This is a genomic window from Amycolatopsis sp. CFH S0740, from assembly GCF_004522315.1.
In the GTDB taxonomy this organism is placed as follows: Bacteria; Actinomycetota; Actinomycetes; order Mycobacteriales; family Pseudonocardiaceae; genus Amycolatopsis; species Amycolatopsis nivea.
In genome coordinates this window covers 136,071-155,736 of record NZ_SDLS01000012.1, presented here as the reverse complement: position 1 = coordinate 155,736, position 19,666 = coordinate 136,071, and the positions used below count along the sequence as shown (strand labels likewise).

The 19,666-nt window shown below is 70.9% G+C and carries 21 protein-coding genes and 1 pseudogene; 8 read left to right on the top strand and 14 right to left on the bottom strand.

The genetic code is table 11. The annotated features are described in order from the left end of the window. Genes EIZ45_RS21645 through EIZ45_RS21625 form a run of 5 tightly spaced genes read left to right on the top strand, consistent with a single transcriptional unit; the run spans window position 1 to window position 6,541 of the window. Complete coding sequence (locus EIZ45_RS21645) at window positions 1-1,881, top strand: VirB4 family type IV secretion system protein (RefSeq protein ID WP_134666078.1); 1,881 nt, start codon at window positions 1-3, stop codon at window positions 1,879-1,881. Then, entirely contained in the window at window positions 1,878-3,122 is a 1,245-nt protein-coding gene (locus EIZ45_RS21640; RefSeq protein ID WP_134666080.1) for a hypothetical protein, read from the top strand. The genes EIZ45_RS21645 and EIZ45_RS21640 overlap by 4 nt, the downstream gene beginning before the upstream one ends. A 26-nt stretch (window positions 3,123-3,148) precedes the next feature. Further along, a complete protein-coding gene (locus tag EIZ45_RS21635) occupies window positions 3,149-4,567 on the top strand; it encodes a type IV secretory system conjugative DNA transfer family protein (protein WP_134666082.1) in 1,419 nt (472 codons plus the stop codon). A gap of 56 nt (window positions 4,568-4,623) precedes the next feature. Beyond that, on the top strand, window positions 4,624-5,559 hold the full coding sequence (locus EIZ45_RS21630) for a replication-relaxation family protein (protein ID WP_134666084.1): 936 nt from the start codon (window positions 4,624-4,626) through the stop codon (window positions 5,557-5,559). A 10-nt stretch (window positions 5,560-5,569) separates the two neighbouring features. Beyond that, window positions 5,570-6,541, top strand: coding sequence for a M23 family metallopeptidase (locus tag EIZ45_RS21625; RefSeq protein WP_134666087.1), 972 nt, complete (start codon window positions 5,570-5,572; stop codon window positions 6,539-6,541). Window positions 6,542-6,597: 56 nt separating this feature from the next. On the opposite strand, the gene EIZ45_RS21620 is transcribed toward EIZ45_RS21625, so the two are convergent. The 4 genes from EIZ45_RS21620 to EIZ45_RS21605 form a co-directional block, all read right to left on the bottom strand. Beyond that, entirely contained in the window at window positions 6,598-7,098 is a 501-nt protein-coding gene (locus EIZ45_RS21620; RefSeq protein WP_134666089.1) for a hypothetical protein, read from the bottom strand. Between the two features lie 10 nt (window positions 7,099-7,108). After that, window positions 7,109-7,924: a hypothetical protein gene (locus EIZ45_RS21615; RefSeq protein ID WP_134666091.1), complete on the bottom strand. Its 816-nt coding sequence runs from the start codon at window positions 7,922-7,924 to the stop codon at window positions 7,109-7,111. 1 nt (window position 7,925) lies between these two features. Continuing rightward, on the bottom strand, window positions 7,926-8,423 hold the full coding sequence (locus EIZ45_RS21610; RefSeq protein ID WP_134666094.1) for a hypothetical protein: 498 nt from the start codon (window positions 8,421-8,423) through the stop codon (window positions 7,926-7,928). A 162-nt stretch (window positions 8,424-8,585) separates the two neighbouring features. Beyond that, window positions 8,586-9,020 carry a hypothetical protein gene (locus EIZ45_RS21605; RefSeq protein WP_134666096.1) on the bottom strand — a complete coding sequence of 145 codons (435 nt, stop codon included), beginning with the start codon at window positions 9,018-9,020 and terminating at the stop codon, window positions 8,586-8,588. A 270-nt stretch (window positions 9,021-9,290) separates the two neighbouring features. Between EIZ45_RS21605 and EIZ45_RS21600 the strand changes: the two genes are divergently transcribed. Next, window positions 9,291-9,911 (top strand): winged helix-turn-helix domain-containing protein, encoded by a 621-nt coding sequence (locus EIZ45_RS21600; RefSeq protein WP_134666098.1) that lies wholly within the window; start codon window positions 9,291-9,293, stop codon window positions 9,909-9,911. Window positions 9,912-10,255: 344 nt separating this feature from the next. Next, window positions 10,256-10,555, top strand: coding sequence for a hypothetical protein (locus tag EIZ45_RS21595; RefSeq protein ID WP_134666100.1), 300 nt, complete (start codon window positions 10,256-10,258; stop codon window positions 10,553-10,555). Between the two features lie 199 nt (window positions 10,556-10,754). Here EIZ45_RS21595 and EIZ45_RS21590 read toward each other — a convergent pair whose 3' ends face one another. Then, the gene (locus EIZ45_RS21590) at window positions 10,755-11,099 is read right to left on the bottom strand and encodes a hypothetical protein (protein ID WP_134666102.1); all 345 of its coding nucleotides are present in this window, start codon (window positions 11,097-11,099) and stop codon (window positions 10,755-10,757) included. 539 nt (window positions 11,100-11,638) lie between these two features. On the opposite strand from EIZ45_RS21590, the pseudogene EIZ45_RS21580 reads away from it, so the two are divergent. Beyond that, window positions 11,639-12,726 (top strand): annotated as a pseudogene (locus EIZ45_RS21580) (IS110 family transposase). Window positions 12,727-12,787: 61 nt separating this feature from the next. Here EIZ45_RS21580 and EIZ45_RS21575 read toward each other — a convergent pair. From EIZ45_RS21575 to EIZ45_RS21535, 9 genes are all read right to left on the bottom strand, one after another. After that, window positions 12,788-13,036, bottom strand: a complete 249-nt coding sequence (locus EIZ45_RS21575; RefSeq protein ID WP_134666105.1) for a hypothetical protein — start codon at window positions 13,034-13,036, stop codon at window positions 12,788-12,790. Between the two features lie 40 nt (window positions 13,037-13,076). Further along, window positions 13,077-13,499, bottom strand: coding sequence for a hypothetical protein (locus EIZ45_RS21570; RefSeq protein WP_134666107.1), 423 nt, complete (start codon window positions 13,497-13,499; stop codon window positions 13,077-13,079). Between the two features lie 27 nt (window positions 13,500-13,526). Next, window positions 13,527-13,862 (bottom strand): hypothetical protein, encoded by a 336-nt coding sequence (locus tag EIZ45_RS21565; protein ID WP_240690760.1) that lies wholly within the window; start codon window positions 13,860-13,862, stop codon window positions 13,527-13,529. Window positions 13,863-14,634: 772 nt separating this feature from the next. After that, complete coding sequence (locus tag EIZ45_RS21560; protein WP_134666111.1) at window positions 14,635-17,583, bottom strand: BTAD domain-containing putative transcriptional regulator; 2,949 nt, start codon at window positions 17,581-17,583, stop codon at window positions 14,635-14,637. Continuing rightward, the gene (locus EIZ45_RS21555; protein ID WP_134666113.1) at window positions 17,580-17,993 is read right to left on the bottom strand and encodes a hypothetical protein; all 414 of its coding nucleotides are present in this window, start codon (window positions 17,991-17,993) and stop codon (window positions 17,580-17,582) included. Before EIZ45_RS21555 ends, EIZ45_RS21560 begins: the two co-directional genes overlap by 4 nt. Then, window positions 17,990-18,439: a TadE family protein gene (locus EIZ45_RS21550; RefSeq protein WP_134666115.1), complete on the bottom strand. Its 450-nt coding sequence runs from the start codon at window positions 18,437-18,439 to the stop codon at window positions 17,990-17,992. The genes EIZ45_RS21555 and EIZ45_RS21550 overlap by 4 nt, the downstream gene beginning before the upstream one ends. Continuing rightward, the gene (locus tag EIZ45_RS21545) at window positions 18,436-18,849 is read right to left on the bottom strand and encodes a TadE family protein (RefSeq protein WP_134666117.1); all 414 of its coding nucleotides are present in this window, start codon (window positions 18,847-18,849) and stop codon (window positions 18,436-18,438) included. The genes EIZ45_RS21550 and EIZ45_RS21545 overlap by 4 nt, the downstream gene beginning before the upstream one ends. Further along, the gene (locus EIZ45_RS21540) at window positions 18,849-19,319 is read right to left on the bottom strand and encodes a hypothetical protein (RefSeq protein WP_240690761.1); all 471 of its coding nucleotides are present in this window, start codon (window positions 19,317-19,319) and stop codon (window positions 18,849-18,851) included. Before EIZ45_RS21540 ends, EIZ45_RS21545 begins: the two co-directional genes overlap by 1 nt. Window positions 19,320-19,355: 36 nt before the next feature. Beyond that, window positions 19,356-19,610 (bottom strand): hypothetical protein, encoded by a 255-nt coding sequence (locus EIZ45_RS21535; protein ID WP_134666119.1) that lies wholly within the window; start codon window positions 19,608-19,610, stop codon window positions 19,356-19,358. Window positions 19,611-19,666 lie beyond the last annotated feature (56 nt).

The window sequence follows — 19,666 nt, the reverse complement described above, 5'->3', positions numbered from 1 at the left end:
ATGAGTTCACAGAGCACGCTCGCCCTGCTGCGCCGCGCCGCCCGTCGCGCGCTCGGTCGTCCACCGTCGTCCGGCTCGACCGCGGCCGGTGTGGGTGCGGTTGCCGGGCCGGACGGGGTGGAGGTCGGGCCGCGGTGGCTGCGTGTGGGCGACGGCTACACCGCCACCCTCGCGGTCACCGGCTACCCGGCCGAAGTTGGCGCCGGGTGGCTCGAGCCTCTCCTGTCCTACCCCGGACGACTCGACGTCGCACTGCACATCGATCCGCTCCACCCCGCCACCGCAGCCACACGGCTACGCAAACAACGGGGCCGCTTGAACTCGACCCGGAATTCTCGTGCCGAAAATGGCAAGCTGGACGATCCTGAGACCGAGGCCGCCGCCGCGGACGCCGCAGACATGGCCATCGCCCTCGCCCGCGGCGAAATCAAGCTGTTCCGGGTCGGGCTGTACCTAACGGTGCACGCCCCCACACGTGAGGATCTCGACGCCGAGGTCGATGAGGTGCGGTCGCTGGCGTCCTCGCTGCTGCTGGACGCGCAACCTGCGGCGTGGCGGTCGGTGCAGGGCTGGACCTCCACCCTGCCGCTCGGGGTGGACCTGCTGGGGATGCGCCGCACCCTCGACACCCCCGCCCTCGCCGCGAGCTTCCCGTTCACGTCCCCGGATTTGCCCGCCGCGGACCCGTCGCCGCACGCCCCGCTCACCGGCCGGTTGTACGGCGTCAACGCGAGCTCGAACGGGTTGGTGTTGTGGGACCGCTGGGGCCAGGACAACTACAACTCGGTCACCTTGGCGCGTTCTGGTGCGGGGAAGTCGTACTTCACCAAGCTCGAAGCCCTGCGCAGCCTCTATCCGGATCCGCACCGGCCCACACCGGAGGGCGAGGTCGGGGTGCAGGTGTTCGTCATCGACCCCGAAGACGAGTACCAGCGCCTGACCGACGCGGTCGGCGGCACCTATCTCCACCTTGGCGCACCCGACGTTCGGCTGAACCCCTTCGACCTTCCCCCCGGGGCGCAACGGATCCCGGACGCGTTGACCCGCCGGTCACTGTTTCTCCACACCCTGCTCGCCGTCATGCTCGGCGAGCCGTTGACGCCGCAGGAGCGCGCGGTGCTCGACCGCGCGGTCACCGCCACCTACACCCGGGTCGGCATCACCGCCGACCGCCGCACCTGGTCCCGGCCCGCGCCGCTGCTGTCCAACCTCGCCGACGCCCTCGACGACGACAGCACTGAGACCGGCGACCCGACCGGAACCGACCTGGCAGCGCGGCTCACGCCGTATGTGTCGGGGTCGTTCTCCGGGCTGTTCGACGGGCCAACCACGCGCTCGCCGGACGGTCATCTGGTAGCGATCTCGTTGCGGGACCTGCCCGACGAGCTCAAGTCCGTCGGCACGCTGATCGCGCTGGATGCGGTGTGGCGGCGCGTGCTCGATCCGCACCACCGGCGCCGCCGCCTGGTTGTGGTGGACGAGGCGTGGTTGCTGATGCACCAGCCCGAAGCCGCGAAGTTCCTGTACCGGCTGGCGAAATCGGCGCGCAAGTACTGGGCCGGGCTGGCGTTCGTCTCCCAGGACGCCGGAGACGTCCTCTCCAGCGACTTGGGCAAGGCGATCGTCAGCAATGCCTCCACTCAGGTGCTGTTGCGACAGTCCACCCAGGCCATCGACACCATCGCCGACGCCTTCCGCCTCAGCGATGGGGAACGCGCATATCTGCTGGCCGCGGGGCCGGGCGAAGCGCTCCTGGTCTCCGGCACGAATCGGGTTGCCTTCCACGCCTTGGCTTCCGACGCCGAGGACGAGCTGATCACGACTGACCCGGAGTTCCTGTCAGGAATCTCGACCGACGAAGAGGACGACCTCGCACCATGAGCACACCCTCGAACACTCTCGCCTCGATCACCAACCCGATGTCCGGGATCGCCGACACGCTCACCACAGCCGCCGAACGCGCCTACGCCTGGATACAGCAGCACCTCGCGTGGCTGATTGTGCTCGCCGTCCTCGCCGCCGCCTGCCTCGCCGTGCTGGCGAGGCTGCGGCGCGCGGCGCGGTGCCGCTGGTACGCCGGGGCGCGGGTGGTGACCGTGCTGCCCCCAGCGGGACTCGACCCCGCCGCCGCGGTGGCCGGGGCGCGCCGGTTGTGGTGGGACCTGCCCGGCCTCGCCCCACCCCGCTGGAAACGACTCGTCGCCGGGGTGCCGCACCTGGCCGTCGAATACCACCTCACCGCGGGCGAGGATCTCGCCGTCCGGCTGTGGCTGCCGGGGCCAGTGCCGACCGCCCGGATCGATGCCGCGCTGCGCGCCGCCTGGCCCGGCACCCTCGTCCTCGACGACGACCCCACCACCTCCCGGTCCGCGCAGGACGGCGAGTCGGCACCTGCGGGCCGGACGGGGCTGGTGGTGACCGGGGGCACGGTGCGCCCGGAGCGGCCCGAGCATCTGCCGCTGCGCGTCCCCGACCCGCGCGACGAGTCCGCCGATCCGTTGCGGGCGCTGGAAGCGGTGACCGGGCAGCTCGCCGAGGGCGAGTCGGCGGTGGTGCAGATCCTGGCCCGGCCCGCGGTCGGACGCAGGTTGCGCCGCTACCGGCGCACGGTGGACTGGTTGCACTCCGGGCGCCCGGGACGCCGCTCGGCGCTGGCCAGCTTCGTGTCGGTGCTGGTGCGCGAGTTGATGGAGATCGTCACCGGCAGCAAGTCCACCGCGGCCGCCCACGGAACCCGCGAACGGGCGCCGCGGCGGCTGGACCCGCAGCAGACCGAGGAACTGCGCGAGATTCGGGCGAAGAAGCAGCAGCCGCAGTGGGAGGTGGTGCTGCGGTACTACGTCGCCACCACTCATCACGGGCAGCGGGCCGCTGAACGAGTTCGTGGGATCGCTGACTCGCTGTTCGGCGCGTTCGCGTTGCTGGCGGGGCGTAACGCCCTGGCCCGCCACCGCTTGCCCAAGCCGCGGGTCGTGGTCGAGGGGCGGCGGTTGCGCCGCGGGGCGCTGCTGTCCGCTGGGGAGTTGGCCGCTTTGGCGCACCTGCCTGCCCGCACCGATGCGCTGGCCAGCGGCCAGGCGCGCAGTGTGCCCGCACCGCCGCACACCACCCGCCGCCTCTGACTGCCCGCAGCGAAAGGGGGTTGTCGTTGCCCACCACCAAGAAGCTCGCATCCACGCCCCGAAGCTCGGACGCGGCGGTGGCTGGTCCGGCGCGGCTCACGCTGCGCCCGGCTGATGACCGCCGCCGCCGGACGCCGAAACCGCTCGGTGTCACCGACGCCGGGCCAGCCCGCCAGGTCGTGCTGCCCGTGGTCGATGCCCGCCACCACTTGCACATCGCGGGCACCACGGGGAAAGGTAAGTCGACCGAGCTGCTGCACCTCGCGCTCGCCGACATCGAGGCCGGACGCGGAGTCGCCGTGATCGAGCCCCGCGGTGACCTCATCCGTGACCTGCTCGACCGGATGCCCCAAGACGCCGGCGAGCGACTCGTGCTCATCGACCCCGACGAAGAACTCGCTCCGGCAGCACTGAACGTGCTCGACCCCGCCGGGCTTGGTGGCGAGACCGTCGCCGAGCACCTGGTGTCCACGCTGCACCGCATCTACTCCGCCTGGTGGGGGCCGCGCGTCGAGGACACCCTGCGCGCCGCGGCCTACACCCTCACCGGGCGGCCCGGCTCCACGCTGGCCGACATCCCGCTGCTGCTCACCAATTCCCGCTTCCGCAAGGAAGCCACCCGCCGTATCCGGCGCGAAGACCCGACCGGGATCGGGGCCTTCTGGAGCGCCTACGACAAGCTCACCCCCTCAGCCGCGGCCCAGCAGGCGGGTCCGGTGTTGTCCAAGCTGCGCGCGGTCACCGCCCGCCGGTTCGTCGCCGACCTCTACGGCACCGCGACCAGCTCGTTTGATCCGGCCGATGTGCTCGACGGCGGCATCCTGCTTGCCCGCCTGCCCAAGGGCGAGCTCGGCGAAGATTCCGCTCGTTTGGTCGGGTCGCTGCTGGTGGCGTCGCTGTGGCAGGCCGCCATCGGGCGCTCGCACCAGCCCGAGCACACCCGCGCCGATGCCACCATCTTGATCGACGAGGCGCAGAACTTTCTCAACCTGCCCACCCCGCTCGAGGATGCGCTGGCCGAATCCCGCGGCTACCACGTCGGCTGGGTCCTCGCCCACCAGCACCTCGACCAACTCACCCCCGCCGTGGCCAAGGCGCTGGACGCCAACGCCCGCAACAAGCTGTTCTTCGGCGTGAGCCCGGACGACGCGCGGCATTTGGCCGCGCATGTCGGCCCGCACCTGGACGCGGGCGATCTCGCCCGGCTGGCCAAGTTCCAGGCCGCGTGCCGGTTGTCGGTCGACAACCGCGACAGCACCGGCTTCACGCTGCGCACCCTGCCACCGCCCTCGGTGATCGACGGGCGGGCCGACGAGTTGCGCGCCGCGGCCCGCGCGCACGGCATCGACCGGGCCACCCGCGACCGCGCTCGCAGCCGCCGCACCTTCGCCACCCGCGCCCCGCACGAAAACAGCGAGGTCGATCTCGACGGCGACCTCGACTGACACATCCCCACGGGTGCACTGGTCGTCACCCCGCAGGCCGTTACTGGAGGATTCCTATGCCTGACAACAAAAACACGCCCCAGACGAGCCCTCTGGCGCGCCGCCGGATACGCCACCGCGGCGGAATCGCCGACCCGGTCGAGCTGGCCTCCCGACTCACCGAACGGGACCGGACCCTGCTGCGGCTATTGGACGAGCACCGTGTGCTCACCAGCGGCCAGATCGCCGACCTGTTGCCCTATCCGAACCTCAACCGGGCACAGCGGCGCCTGCTCGCTTTGTGGCACTGGCACGTGCTCGATCGGTTCCGCCACCCCGCCGCGAACGGGGCGCTCACCGGCTGGCGCTACACCCTCGGCGTCGCCGGGCACGGCGTGCTCGCCGCCATGCGCGGGCTCGCCCCGCCCCGACCGAGCAGCGTCCGCGAACAGGTGCTGCGCCTGGCCACCGACCCCCGCCTCAATCATCTGCTCGGCATCAACGACGTCGTCGCCGCACTCGCCGCGCACGCCCACAGCAGCGAGGACGCCGAGCTGCGGCTGTGGCATGGCGAACGGTCCGCCATCGCCGATTGCGGCGGGCTGGCCCGTCCCGACGCCTTGATTGTCTACCGCGAGCACGGCGTCCAGCTCGTGGCCTGCTACGAGCACGACACCGGCACCGAACCACTTACCCGCGTGATCGACAAACTCGACGGCTACGCCGAGCTCGCCCGCGCGGGCGGCCCGCGCCCGGCGCGGAAAACCCAGCAACGCCAGGGGTTCTGGGTGCTGTTCGGACTCCACTCGCCCGCCCGCGAGGCGAATCTGCGTGAACGGCTGGCTGCGGCCGACCACACCGGACCCGCACTGGCCGACGGGGACGTCGGCTGGCGCATCGCCACTGCCAGCGCCGCCGACCTACGCACCCCGGCCGGGCCGGTCTGGCTGCCGTTGCACGCCCGCCAGCGCCACCGCCTGGCCGACCTCGCCCACACCCGCGCCGACAGATGAGGAGGGCCGCGTGAAAGCCAGCGTGAAAATCGCCGTGACCGCGGGCTGCGTGACGCTCGCGCCGGTACTGCTGCTCTCCGCTACCCTCGGCGCGGTCCTGGGCACCGACGGGGCCAGCGGCGGCCCAAGCGGGGTCATCGCCTGCACGACTACCGGCGCACCGACCGGCAGCGTGGCCGCCGGGTACGGCCCCGACCAGATGGCCAACGCCGCCACCATCGTCGCCGTCGGCAAACAGATGCAGGTTCCCGAGTATGGGTGGGTGATCGCGGTCGCTACGGCGGTCACCGAGTCCCAACTGCATAACCTGAACTACGGAGACCGGGACTCCCTGGGGCTGTTCCAGCAGCGCCCCTCGATGGGCTGGGGCAGCCCGCAACAAGTCACCGACCCCACCTACGCCGCCAGCCAGTTCTACAAGCACCTGCTAGCCTTGCCGAACTGGCAACAGATGGGCCTCGCCCCCGCCGCGCAAGCCGTGCAACGCTCCGGCTTCCCCGACCGGTACGCCAACAACGAGCAGGCCGCGCGGCAGATCGTCGGCGCGCTGACCGGAGTGGCCTGCGCCCCCACCGCGCCGAACAGCGGAGGCTGGGTCGCGCCGACCGCGGGGCGTTGCACCTCGGGATTCGGGCCACGGGGCGGGGAATTCCACCGCGGGCAGGACATCGCCGCGCCGATCGGCACCCCGATCGTGGCCGCCAGCGGCGGGCGCGTCATCGCCTCCGGCCCCGCCAGCGGCTACGGCCTCTGGATCCGCATCGAACACGCCGGGGGTGTGATCACGACCTACGGGCACAACAACCGCAACCTCGTCGCCGTCGGCCAGCCCGTCCAACCTGGACAGCCGATCGCCGAGGTCGGCAACCAAGGCGAGTCCACCGGTCCGCACCTGCACTTCCAAGTCGAGCCCGGCGGGCAACCCGTCGACCCGGTCGCTTTCTACCGGCAGCAGAATGGCCCACCGCTGTGTGCCCCGTAGGCGAGACGGCAAGCTCCAGGCGTTCGATGAGCATCCGCGATCCGGCCGGGACCAGGTCACGCTGTCTCGCGCCGTTGGCGATGTTCGTCCCGGCGGCGAAGGTCAACGCCGAGTCCGGCCAGCTCGTGGGCGGCGTTGCGCAGGGCGCGGTGATCGGACGCGGTACACGGGAGGGTATAGGTTTGACCGCCGGGCAACGCGACGTGCCAGTGCTTTCCACGGCGCGCCAACCCGCATCCGGCTGCCCGCAGCCGGGTGCGGAGTTCGCGCCAGGTGGTGGGCCATATGGTTCCGGCGCCGCCGCGTCTGCGGCGGCGCGCCGGTGCGGCCCGTATGCGCGCCGGGCGGGGGCTGGCGGGTTCGCTTTTGGTGTGGAACGCGACGTAGCACACCACGCCGTCGGAGGCACGCACCCGTAATTCGCAGTCGTGGCGGCGATGGCGGAGCAGGCCGGGTTCGTCACGAGCCGGTGCGGTCCAGTGCGGATGGTGGAAGGTGGCGAGCACGGCCTGCTTCGCGTCCGGTGTGGACACTCGGCAGGCCGCGCCCGGGGTCATGCGGGGCACCTCATCCCGCAGCATGGCGTCCGTCCATAGTGGACTTGTATTCGTTGCGGAGATCGAGAAGGGTGCGGCCGTCGCGAGTGCGGCACCAGAAGGCCCACCCGTTCTGGTGCGGGCTGCCCAGCGCGGTGGTCGCGGCCGAGGGCGTGGTGAACAGGCGACCGTCGTCCAAGCGCAGCATGCCCTGCGCGGTCACCTGGCCGGTGCGGTGCACCCCGAGACCGGGCCGCCGGTAGATCAGCTCGTCACCGGTGCCCAGTAGGCCCGCGGCGAGCAGGTCACGCACACCGACGCGCCCCACCGGCCGGTTGCCGAATACCCGCACCGGCCGTGGCGCGGGCGGATCGCCTTCGGCGGCGTCGAGGTAGCTGCCCATGATGGCGGCAGCGGTAGGCGCCACCACGGCGGGCCAGTCGCGACCGAGGCGAGGCCACGTTCCCGCGGGCATCCACCGGCCGTGGTCGGCCAGCGCGAGCCGCACGGCCACCGCGTCGTCGTCGGCATCGGCCACCTCGGTCGCCGCGGGCGGGGCCAGCCGGAGGACGAGGTCACCGTCGCACCCCGATGCCGGGTACTCGTGCTCGCACCATTCCCCGGCGAACAACACGACTTCGCCGCTGGCGGCCCACCGGTCCGCGGCGGTGATCAGCATCGCCCAGGCACCGGGCGGCATCCGCATCGGGACCGCCTGCAGGGTGCCGTCGGCGATCAGCACCGCGGCCTCGCGGGCCAGCGCTTCGGTGACTCGTAGGTCCGTGAGACGTCGCGCGCCCTCTGCCCGTACGGGTGCGGGAGGGGCGACCTCCAGCCGGACGGTCATGTCAGGCCACCCTCTCGGCCGCACCCGGCGCCGTGTCCGGCCCGGTCGCCACGGGGGCTAGGTCGGCGCGGCGCAGCGGGTGAATCCGCAACCCGGCCCGGTACGTGCCCGACCGCGAGGCACCCGCTGCCTCGGCGATCCAGGCCCGCGCCTGGGCGGCGTCGGCGAACGGGCCGACGAACAGCGCCAGCCGCCGGGCGGGCGGGTCGATCAGCAGCGACACCACGACCGCGCCCGTGGTGTCCGGGTCGGTGTCGTGGGCGGCGAGCAGGTAGGCGACGGGGGTGGGCAGTTCGATCACGTCGCCGGTCATCTCGGCGGTGGCGCGGGTGGTCAGCGGGTCGGCGTCCGGCGGGTGCAACACGAGGGGGCGTGCGAAGGTGTCCTCGTCGGTCAGCCAGTCGGCGACCACCACCGCGTCACCGCGCGAGCCGAACGTGCCGTGCACGCCAAAGTCGCCGGCGCGCACCGTCAAGGTGGCGAACAGGGTCGAATACATGGGTCGGCGTTCCTTCCGTGTCGTGGTGTTGCCGGGGCGTTCCGGCCACCGGATGGACGCTCGACTCCGCGTGGAATGTCAAGCGCCGCAACGAACCGCGGGCCGTAGGTGCCGGTGGTCGCCGTTCGTCTCGAACGGCGACCACCGGCACGCGGCGACGGGTCACCAATCGTGGAAACGCATCGTTCCGATGAACCCGCCGACAACGGCGCCGGAGTCCGACATGACGTCGACCGTGAGGAGGAACCGGCACCGTTCGGGCCGCAGCAGCTCGACCCGGTTGTAGTTGCTAGCCAGCTCGAACACGACCCTGATCGTGTCGCGGATGACGTCGCTACCGGCCCCGGTGCGCGCGGGCGGTGTCGCCAGCCCGGACACCGCGACGCGCACGACGCCCTGCGGGCCGGATTCGTCGGCCGCGACCTCGAATTCGGCCTCGCGGACGATCATGTCATCGCCCTGGACGTCGAGGATGTCGCGTTCGAGCCGTTTGGCCACGTCGGGCAGCGGCAGGGTCGCCGTGTCGTCGTAGTGGTCGCCGATCACGTAGTCCCCATCGGTCCGCTCGCTCGCGGTCGCGGGGTCGGTGTCCAACATGGTTGCGGTGTCCTTTCCTTGGGGGTGTTGCGCGGGTTCCCGCGCGCCCACATGGACGCTCGACTCGCGCCGGAATGTCAAGCGGCACAACGGGAATCGGCCGACACAAAAAGACGCGCGTCTTGTTTGGACGGACCCGTTGACTTCGCCCGGGGATCGAGCGTTGATGGACGCGTAGCCCGAACGACCCCGGTAGCGCGCCGGAGGGCTACAGCCCCCGGGGGCATGACCATCCACAACCCAACACCCGATTCAAGGGAGTGCATCGTCATGCCACGCACCACCAAGACCACCAAGACCCCGAAGACGACGAAGGCCACCGCTGCGGCGAAGGCCACCGCGAACGGCAGCAGCGGCCCGTCGGCCGCGGACAAGCTGCGCACCGCGCTGCGCCGCAACCCGGGCAAGACCGCCCGCGAGCTGGCCGAGCTGGCAGGCATCGGCGGATCGACCGCGACCAAGCTCCTCGCGGTCTTTGCCACCGACGGGCAGGCCGTGCGGCTGGCCGACGAGGACGACGGCGGGCGCAAGGCCGCCGCTCGCTGGGCGCCGCCGGAGCCGGTCGAGGACAGCCCGAAGCCCCGCAAGCGCGACACGACCGCGCCGCGGCGCAAGAAGGCCGACACCGCCGAAATCAAGGCCACTACGGCGAAGTCGGTCACCGACGCCCCGCCGACCGGCAGGCTGCCCAAGGGCGCGCTGCACGGCCTGGCCGAGGACTTCCTGTCCGAGCCGGATCGACGCGACAACGCCTACACCGCGGGCGAGATCGGCCGCAAGCTGGGCCGATCCTCCGGGGCGGTGCGCAACGCGCTGGACAAGCTCACCGAGAACGGCGTGGTCGTACTGACCCAGGAAGAGCCGCGCCGCTACCAGCTCGCCACCGACTGACCCACCACTCGGACCGGGGCGCCGCCGACTACCCGGCGGCGCCCCGGTCCGGCATTCCGATCGATACCCCGTCGAAGGAGGGACTTCCCATGCAGGCCAACCCGCCCTACCCGCTGCCCCTGTTGCGGGCGGCCCACCGCGGCACCGACCGCAGCGACGAACTCGCCGTCGTCGCCATGATTCCCACGGCCCACCGGCGCCGCCGACGTGCCGCGCCGGGTGTCCGGGCCGGTGATCGGAATCGGGTCGCTGATCAGCGTGCACGACCGCGAGACCGGTCGGCTGGTCGAGGACATCCGTTCCGCGTGGATCACCCACGCGACCGTCGAACGAGGGTAGCAGCGGTGACCCGCCGCACCTGCCGGCGTGGCGACACCACCACCGAGCCCGCCGTTCTCCTGCGCCGCAACAGGATCCGCTACGCCGTGCTGACCTACCCGTGCTGCGGGTGCCGAACCTGGGTCGACGTCGCCCTGCTGGCCTACCACTGGCTGGTGCCCGACCGGCCGTTGAAAATGCGGTGCGGGCGCCGCTACGACAACCGCAAGCTGCCCGGCCGCGTAGGGTGCGACTGGGAGTGGACGATCACCATCACCCCGGCCGACGACGGCGACACCCCTGCGACCTTCACCTGGACCGCCTAAACGGCGCGCGTTGCTGCCCCGACGGCCCACCCCTGGCCACCGGGGCAGCAACGTTTCAAGCGACACCCGGCACAAGACCCGTGGCCAGGGCCGGGGCAGCAGCTCGCCAGGGCGAGGGCACGCACGAACACACCTGGAGTCCACCGTCTAATGTGGACTCCAGGTGTGTCCGCGTTGCCCGATACACGATCACGCTGTGTCAGCTTTCGACGAGGGCGCGCAGCGCGCCGAAGGCGTCGGCCAGCTCGTCGATCAGCCCCTCGAACTCACCTCCGGGGACGTTCAGCTCGGCGAGGGCATCCATCGCCCTGCCGACCCGGACAAGGGCCTCGTCGTGCTCGCGCACGGGCACGTAGCGGGGCCGGTCCTGGTAGCGCAGCTCGACGCAGTGCCGGTGCAGGACGTAGCGCTCCTCCGGCGCGGCCAGCTCGCACACCCGCACCACCACCTCGCCCCCGACCAGGGCGCGTCCGCAATCCCAGCAGCCCTCCACGCTGCCGGGGCCGACGGACTCGACCGCGACCACGATCAAGCCACCGGGCACCACATCACCCCGCTCCACGCGTGGCGCCGCGCGGGCCTCGGTCGGGCGCGGCTCGGTGAACCCGTCACACACCCACCCGCCGTTCCCGTCGTCCTGGGGCCGGTCACGGTCCGGCAGGGGCGCCCCGCACGGGTGGACCCCGGGCGTGTGGTCGGTTGTCGGCGTAACGGTGGCGGACATGGGCGTTCCTAATCGGTAGTAGGGATAGTTCTTCCGGCTCGTGACCGGGTCGGTTGGTGCTGGTCCGCCGGCGGGCGACGCCTGTGGGTTCCCGTCGTTCGACGACTTGTGAAAGAACGGCGCGTCCGCCGGTGGACTGGTGATCGTGGTGGTGGGATGTCGTGGCCCGAGTCCGCCGCAGGAGGTGACCTCTCGATGTGTTCCCGAGCTTCGAGCTCTTCGACAGAACGAGGACCCTGCGGTGTGCTGGAGTCACGAACGGCTACTGAGATGACGGACCGCCGAGTCCCGCGATTAGGGCGCTGCGTGACCCCGCCTGGACCCGTGAGCAGCAGCAACAGGAAAGGAAACGTGACGGTTTGACACTGTTCTGCGGCATCGACTGGGCCGAATCCCACCACGACGTCGCCATCATCGACGACACCGCAACCGTGATCGCCAAAGCCCGCATCGGCGACGACGCCACCGGGTTCGCCCGGCTGCTCGACCTGCTCGCCGAGGCCGGAGACACCGCCGACGCGCAGATCCCGGTCGGCATCGAAACCGACCACGGGCTGCTCGTCGCCGCGCTGCGCTCCACCGGCCGCACCATTTACGCGATCAACCCCCTCTCGGCATCGCGCTACCGGGCCCGGCACCAGGTGTCGGGCGCGAAGTCCGACGCCGCGGACGCCGCGCTGCTGGCCAACATCGTGCGCACCGACGCGGCCGCGCACCGACCGCTGCCGGCCGACACCGAACTGGCCCAAGCGGTGCGGGTGCTGGCACGAGCGCAACAGGACGCGGTCTGGGCCCGCCAGCAGCTGGGCAACCAGCTCCGGTCGCTGCTCAAGGAGTTCTACCCCGCGGCGCTGGAAGCGTTCGCCGGACAGCCCGAGGGCGGCCTGGCCCGCCGCGACGCCCGCACCGTCCTCGCCGCCGCCCCGACACCCGCGCTCGCAGCGACACTGACCCGCGCCCGGCTGCGGACACTGCTGACCAAGGCCGGACGCCGCCGCAACGTCGATGCCGACGTCGACCGCCTCCACGGCACCCGGACGCCACGATCATCACCAGCTTCCCCGGCCTCGGACTGCTGGCCGGCGCCCGGGTGCTCGCCGAAATCGGAGACGACCGCACCCGCTTCACCGATCCCCGCGGACTGAAGGCCTACGCCGGATCCGCACCGATCACCCGCGCCAGCGGCCGAAAAACCGTGGTCTCGCACCGCCACATCAAAAACCGCCGCCTCGCCGCAGTCGGACCCGTCTGGGCGCTCGCCTCGCTGCGAGCCAGCCCCGGCGCACGACGCCACTTCGACACCCGCCGCGCCGCCGGAGACTGGAACCACCAAGCCCAACGCCACCTGTTCAACAAATTCCTCGGACAACTCCACCACTGCCTGCAGACGGACCGCCTCTACGACGAACACCAAGCCTTCCCACCTCCTCCAGCCCACACGGCTTGACTTCTAACAACCTGAGATGTCTTTCACGGGGGCGGTCGTGCGACTTCGGTCCATTGTGGACTCAGGTTTCCGTGTCGTCGTCGGCGTCGCAGCAGGGACACGAATCGGTCAGGTAGTAGCCGTGCCCGCAATCGGTCCGGCTGGTGATGTCACGGCCCGGACCCCAGATGAAGTAGACGTCGTACTGCTGAACGTCGCGCCGGGTGATCGTGCGGGCGAGCACGTCGCCTGGGGGCACGGGCGCCTTCTCGACCTCGCGGGCCATGTGCTCGCGGAGCGCCTTCATGCCAGCCTTGAACGCCTCGTTCATGGTCGTTTCACCTCGTTCTATCCACTGTGGACTCGCGGGTTCAGATGCCGTGCGCCGAGATCTGTCCGGTCGGGCCAGCGGGCGGGCGGGGACGCGAGGCCGGGTACCGGCGGTCAGCAGCCCGGGTCAGCGCCTCCGCGATTTCCTGGTTGGCCCACTGTCGCCCGGGGCGCACGGTTCCCGCCGCCGTATTTTGTCCACTGTGGACATAGTTGGCTAGTTCGGGTTCGGCCGCGCGCAGGGTGACGTCGAGCACCTCGGCGGGCGCGCCGCTGATCAGGGTTGTCCAGCGGATCAGCCGGGCGCGGTCGCCGGTGAGGGCGGTGACGGCTAGTGAGCCTCCGCGGTCGGTGATGGTCACCGACACCTGGCCGCCGGGGCTGCGGAACGTTTCGCCGTCGGCATCGGGTACGAATTCGTAGCCTTCGAGTACCCGAAAGTAGTCGAGCATGATCTCCGCCATAATTCCTCCTAAGTGTCCACAGTGGATTTACTTGCGGGTGAGTGCGGCCTTCACGTCGGGGTGGTCGGTAGCTCGTAGCCACGACCGGCCGCTGGGGTGGTGTATCCAGACCTGCCCGCGGTCGAAAACGTACGCGTAGTCGGCGTAGCATGGCGGGGTGTCGTGCCTATGTTCCGGGCGGATTGCGGCGCCGTGGCCGTCGTCTTCCCACGCGGTGAGCAGGTCTTCGACCGCGTCCCGGAAGGTGTAGGGGTCGGTGGCGGTCAGGGCTAGGCGCCCGGGGCCGACCGCGGCCACACCCGCGGGGTAGCTGTCGCGCTGGAGGGTGCCGAGCCAGATTCCATTGGGGTTTGACGCGGTCACAAATTGGGCGTACGTGCTCATGCGTTTTCCCGTTTGTCGTTCGGGCATATTTCGGGCGGGGCGCGGAATTGTCGGGTTTTGCGGTTTCCGTTCCCGATGGCATTTCCAAGCTAGCTCGGCACGGTAGGGCACGCAATAGCCGGGCGCGGGTTTTTCGGGGGTTTTTGCCTACCCGCGTAGCGCGCGTGACGTGCGCGAATGCGCGCCCGCGCGCGCGTAAGAAACCAGCGTGCGGCACGAATTGAGGCGACATTCTGCCGTTTTTCGGCGGAATGGTTTTGTGTCGCAGAATGCGACACAAAACAGCGGCGGAAGCCGCAGGGAGGTGAGCAGCATGTGAGGTGAGCAGCACGTACGGAGTGGTTATCGTGACCAGTCTGGCTCGTCGGTCACTCGGCGCAAGGCGGGTTGAGCTGCGATGCCTTGGGGTGCAAGGGGGTCAGTGGGGGGTCATCCTTAAGACGACGTGCCTTCGACACCCAGGATGACGGCCCGGATGACCCCTCACTGACATCGGGATTGACGGCTGCTTCTCCCTCGCTGGGGATGCCGGTGTCGCGAGTATTCGCCGGAAGATTTGCGCTCGTTGCGATGAAGTGGAATGTGGGCGTACGCCTCTTTCTTGTCCGTCGCCGCAGTGTGGTGATGCGGTTGTGTCGACAGAAAATAGAGTTCTTCATTGCGTGCACCTGATTTGCCGTTGCTGAGTATTTCGTTGTGGTCCTGGACCGCAGTGGAGCACACCTTTATGTAGAGCGGAAGCGGTGAATTATCACTGCGGGACGGGCGTCTTTTCGAGCAGTGCGGTGGTGTCGGGATCGGGTTCGAGGTCGATCTCGCGCAGGCGGGTTTGCAGGCACCGGTAGGTGCTGTGGGCGGCGTCGAGACGGCCGAGGTCGCGTTGCAGCGCGATGGTTCTGCGGTAGAGGGCTTCGGTATAGGGATCCCAGGTGATGGCCGCGGCGAGCGCGTCGAGCGCCTCGTCGGGGTTGTGCTCGCGAACTTCGCTGGCGAGGGCGACGAGGCCGTCGACGGCCTGGCTGCGCCAGTGCTCGGCCACGGGTTCGGCCCACGAGTACGGTGCGCCGTCCAGCGGGGCTCCGGCCCGGCACACGCGGGCGAGGCGGCGCAGGGCGTCCAGACGGGTGTCGGGGTCGCTGGTGGTTCGGGCGCGGGTAAGGACGTCTTCCAGCTCCCACACGTCGGCGGTGATGGCTTCGGAGTCGAGGCGGTAGCGGCCGGACTCGGCGAGCACGAACATCGCCTCGTTCTCGCCGGTGGCTTTCCGCAGGGCCGAGCGGGCGTAGGAGATGGCCTCGTGCAGCCGGGCGGCGGGCTGGTCGGGCAGGACGGCCTCGCGCAGCGTGTCGGCGGTGGTGCCGTACTGGTGGGCGGCGAGGTAGGCCAGGACTTCGCGTCCGCGGGTACGCAGGCCGCGGACGTGACTGCGGCGGGCGTGCACGCGCACCCCGCCGAGCAGCTGCACCACCACGGCCGGTTCATTCTCGGCCGCCGTCGTGGCGTGCGCCGTGTCGTGCGGGGCGCTGGCGGCGGTCTCGGAGTTCACGCCCGGGTCGCCCGGGGCGTTGTCCGCCTTCGCGTGGTCCTCAAGGGTGGTGTCGTCGCGGGGTTGGCGGGGTTCGGGTGTGCGGGCGTCGGCCAGCAGGTGCCAGATCTCGCCTGCTTCGGCCGGGGTGAGGGTTTCGGCGCGCGCTCCGACCACCGATTCGGTGCCGGGGCCGTGGGCGGCGGTGATGGTGCCGTCGGCGTCGAGGGTCAGCTGCGTGAAGTCGCCGGCCTCGTGAAGATGCTCCTCCAGGAGCAGGGCGTGGACGCCGACCGGGCGGCCTTGGTCGAGGAGGGTGGCCCACTCCCGCCGATGCTGCGAGGACGGGCGGGCTGTCACCAGCAGCAGCGGCACCGGCTCCGCGCTTTCGCCGGACCGCTCCTGGCGGCCTTCGTCGGAGTGGAGGTCGGCATCGAGCTGGTCGTCGTCGCGCAGCCGGGTACGGCGGGCGAGCTCGGTCCGCAGCCGCGCCAGTGCCGCGGCCTCGTCGGCGGTGACCTCGACTCCGGGAGCCTGCTGCAGCGCGGCCATGTCAGCGCCTCCGGCGACCAGCTCGGCGGCGGCGGGGTCAGCCAGCACTGCCTGGGCCGGGTAGCTCGCGTCGACCGCCAGCACGGTGGCCAACACGGCGCGGGCAGCGGGTGGCGCACCCGGACCGGTCAGCACGAGCCCGGCCGTGGCCGACAGATCCAGCACCTTGGCGGTGGTGCCGGTGTGGGCGGTGATTCCCGGCGCGGGCGGCGGCCAGACGCGGCGTCGTCCAGCCGTGCGGGCGTCGGCCCCGTTGCTGCGGTCGAGGGCATCCTCGTCCTCGTCTTCGTCCGACTCGGTGTCGTGACGGTGTGTGCTGCGCTGCGCGGCGTGGTCCAGGGTGGCGATCACCGAGCCGGGCTGCGCGGGATCGGGAGGCCCGGGGTGGTAGTCGACTGGCGTGAGTTGGCCGGTCGGGGTGCGGCGAGCTCGGCGGCGCCGCCGAGCCAGGACGAGCAGGACCGCAACGCTCAACGCCAGGCCGAGCCCGACTAGCCCACCGCCGGGAAGTTCCACCGGCGTGTTCTGGTCAGCCTGCGCGCCTTTGTCCTGCTCCGGGCGCGACGAGTTGGTGGGTGACGCTGGCGCTGTCGGTGCGCTGTTCGGCGGCGCGGGCGACGGTGGGACCGGGCTGGGTGGCGCGGCGGGTGGTTGCGGTGCGGCGGGTGTTGGTGCGGCGGGCGGGAGGTGAATCTGCCAGCCGGGCAGGAGCTGGTCCGGGTGGCGCAGGACGCGCCCGTCGGGCTGGCCGAGTCCGCGGTTGGCGTCGAATAGCGCGGGCCAGGCGTCGGGGTCGCCGAGTTCTCGACCGGCGATGGCGGAGAGGGTGTCGCCGGGCTCCACCGGTACGGTCCACGCGCTCGACCTGGCCTTCGGGGCGTCTGCGGGCAAGTTCACCGCATCCGGCGGCAGCAGGAGCACGTCGTACGGGTACAGCTCGTGAACGTTGGGAATGCGATCGGCATTGAGGGTGGCGATCTCGTGGTAGCGGCGGCCGTTGCCGAGGTGGTACTCGGCCAGGCCCCACGCTGTATCGCCCTCGTGTACCGGGATCCGGGGACAGTCCGGCCGTACGGACGGATCCACCCAAGTCCGGCTCGGTGCTCGCTGTGCCGGCGAGTCTGTCTGCTCCAGCACCGGCTCGGCGGTGGCGTGCGTCTGATGTGGAGGCCGGTGCGGGGCGGTTGCCACGACGGGGCTGCTGGTGGTGGGCAGGGCGGTGGCGGTGCCGGTGGAGATCAGTACCAGCGCCGCGGCGACGAGTCCGGCGAGCCATCGGCCGCGCGGAACCCGGGCCAGAACACCGCGGGCGGTGCGAACTCCCTGCCTGGTCTGGCGGATCACTTCGGCCGTGACGGACAAGGTGAGCAGCAGCCAGCCCGCCCACGCCACGACAACTAGCAGGACGACGACGAGGTCGCCGGTGAGCCACGCCCACCGCAGGGTGTTCCAGATTCGTTCGGGCCATTGGCTGATCGGAGCCAGATCTGGCCAGTGGTCGGGAATCAGACGGGCGGGGTCGGCGCCGAGTGCAAGGAGTCCGCAAGGGATCCCGACGACGAAGGCGAGCAGGGCCAGCGCGGCGAGCACGCCGCGTAGCCGCTGAGCCGCGGGCGAGGTCATGGCAGGCCGCCGTCTCGGGTGCCGACGCCGAGCTGGGCCAGTGCGGTGCCGGTGGCCTGCGCGCTGCCGCCGAGCAGGCCGATGGTGGTGGGCTCGGTGACCGTGACCGTCACGCGGACAGCGCGGGGGCCGGTGATGGTGACCTGGCCGGGGTGTCCAGCGCGGGCGAGGTAATCAGCCGCGGTGCGGGCGGCGGTCGCGGTGTCGACCCCCACGGCTGAGCTACGGGTGTCCACGGCGGTGTTGGCCGCACGTGCCGCCTCAGCCGCCAGCACGTCGGCGCGGGCGATCGCCCGAAGCCGCGCCGAACCGTCCATCACCAAGGCGAGCACCAGCAGCAGCGCGGGCACGAGGACCGCGACCATCACGCTGACCGAACCGGCGTCCCGTGGCGCGACTCGCCTGGTCATGGGATGCCTCGATATGGGTCGACCGGGCTGGTGAAGGCACCAGTGATCGTTCGGGTGCCGTCCGGGACGGGCAAAGCAAGATCACCGAGCGGGACGCGGCACGTCACGCTGGCACGGACCTGCCCGACGCGGCCGACCGAGATCTGGCTGGCATCGACGGACACGCTGGACTCGCGGCAGGTGATGCCCTCGCGCGCCAACCGTTCCCGGGCCACCGCCGCTCCGGCCTGCTGTGCCGCAGCCGGCCCGCGGGCGATCGAAGCGGCCCTCGCCGCGGCGGTGGCAGCGTTGTCGACCGCTTGCTGCGCCGAGGAAGTACGAGCGCCCGCGACGATCAGCAGCCCGACAAAGAGCACGGCGGGTACGAGCACGGCGGCCTCGACGCTGACCGAACCCGCATCACTCCACCACCGCGACGATGCAGGACGGCGGGTACCGTGGATCATGAGCCACCTCCCGTGGCTAGGGGCACGGTGAAGCGCTCCTTCACGGCCCGCGCCGTGGCGGAGACCTCGATGTCCAGGCCCGGAATGGGCAGCAGGCGCGGAGCGGTCGCCGACACAGTGGCCTGAACGTTCTCCGCGGTGACTGCGGCCTGCACCTTGGGGGCGGTGAGCACGCCGCTCCCGGCCCGGGTGGCGAACGAACGTGCCGCCTGCGCCGCCGTGGTGGTTGTGGCGCCGACCGGGCGACCGGCGTCGACTCCGGCTTGGGCTGCCTGGTTAGCGACGGCGTCCGCGTGCCACCACAACCCGGCCTGCACCGCCGAAAGGATCAGCAGCAGTACGACCGGGAACAGCACGGCGAGTCCCACCGACTCGGAGCCGGTGTCGTTGCCCAGGCCGCGCAGCGGCATCACCGCACCTCCGTGGTGACCGGCTCGGGCGCGTTCGCTGAGCCGTTACCGGACGCGGGAGATTCACGCCGGGAGGCCGCCGCGTCCGCCGTTGAAATCTCTCGTGTGGACGATGCCTGGTTCGCGGCGCCCTTCGTGCTCGACGCGCGCCCGGCGGGCTTCTTCCGCTTGGGGCGGCTAGTTTTCCGGCTGTTGAGCCATCGGTTGAGGTCCGCCGCAGGGATGTCGGTGAAGCGCGCCAACTCGGCGATGTCCATGACGTCCGTGGATTCGGCGAGCACGTCGCCGAGTTCGCGCTCGATGTTGCTGAGCTGTTCCGCGATCGAGGCCCTTTGCTGGGCGAGTTCGCCGATCCGTTTCGCGGCGGCCGAGCGTTTCGCGCTCCGGGCGGCGTCGGCCTCCTCGACACGGCGTTCGATCTCCTCGGTCGTAGCCATCCCGATCGTTCCCTTCGTACTCTTCTTCTCCATGCCAGCTACCGGCACGGCGCGATCTGATCGCACTGGTCACTGAAGTTGGCCTTGGTATTTCTGGACTACCGCGCGGATAGCGAAGGCGAGCCCGATCACCACGGCGAGGCCGATGGCCACGAGCACGGCCTTTTCGACCGACTCGGATCCGCGGTCGCCGGAGGCGCGCACCCGCGCCCAGCGGTCTTGCGCAGTGCTGGCCAGCGCCAGCACCAGGCCGGTGAAGACCAGCACGAGCTGCGCAGGGCGCTGCTGCGTGCCGGTGATTATGTGGCCGACTTTCTTTGGCATCGGTGTCATCTCCTTCACGTAAACTGCGGATCTGTTGTCCCGCGACGGTTTTCGGT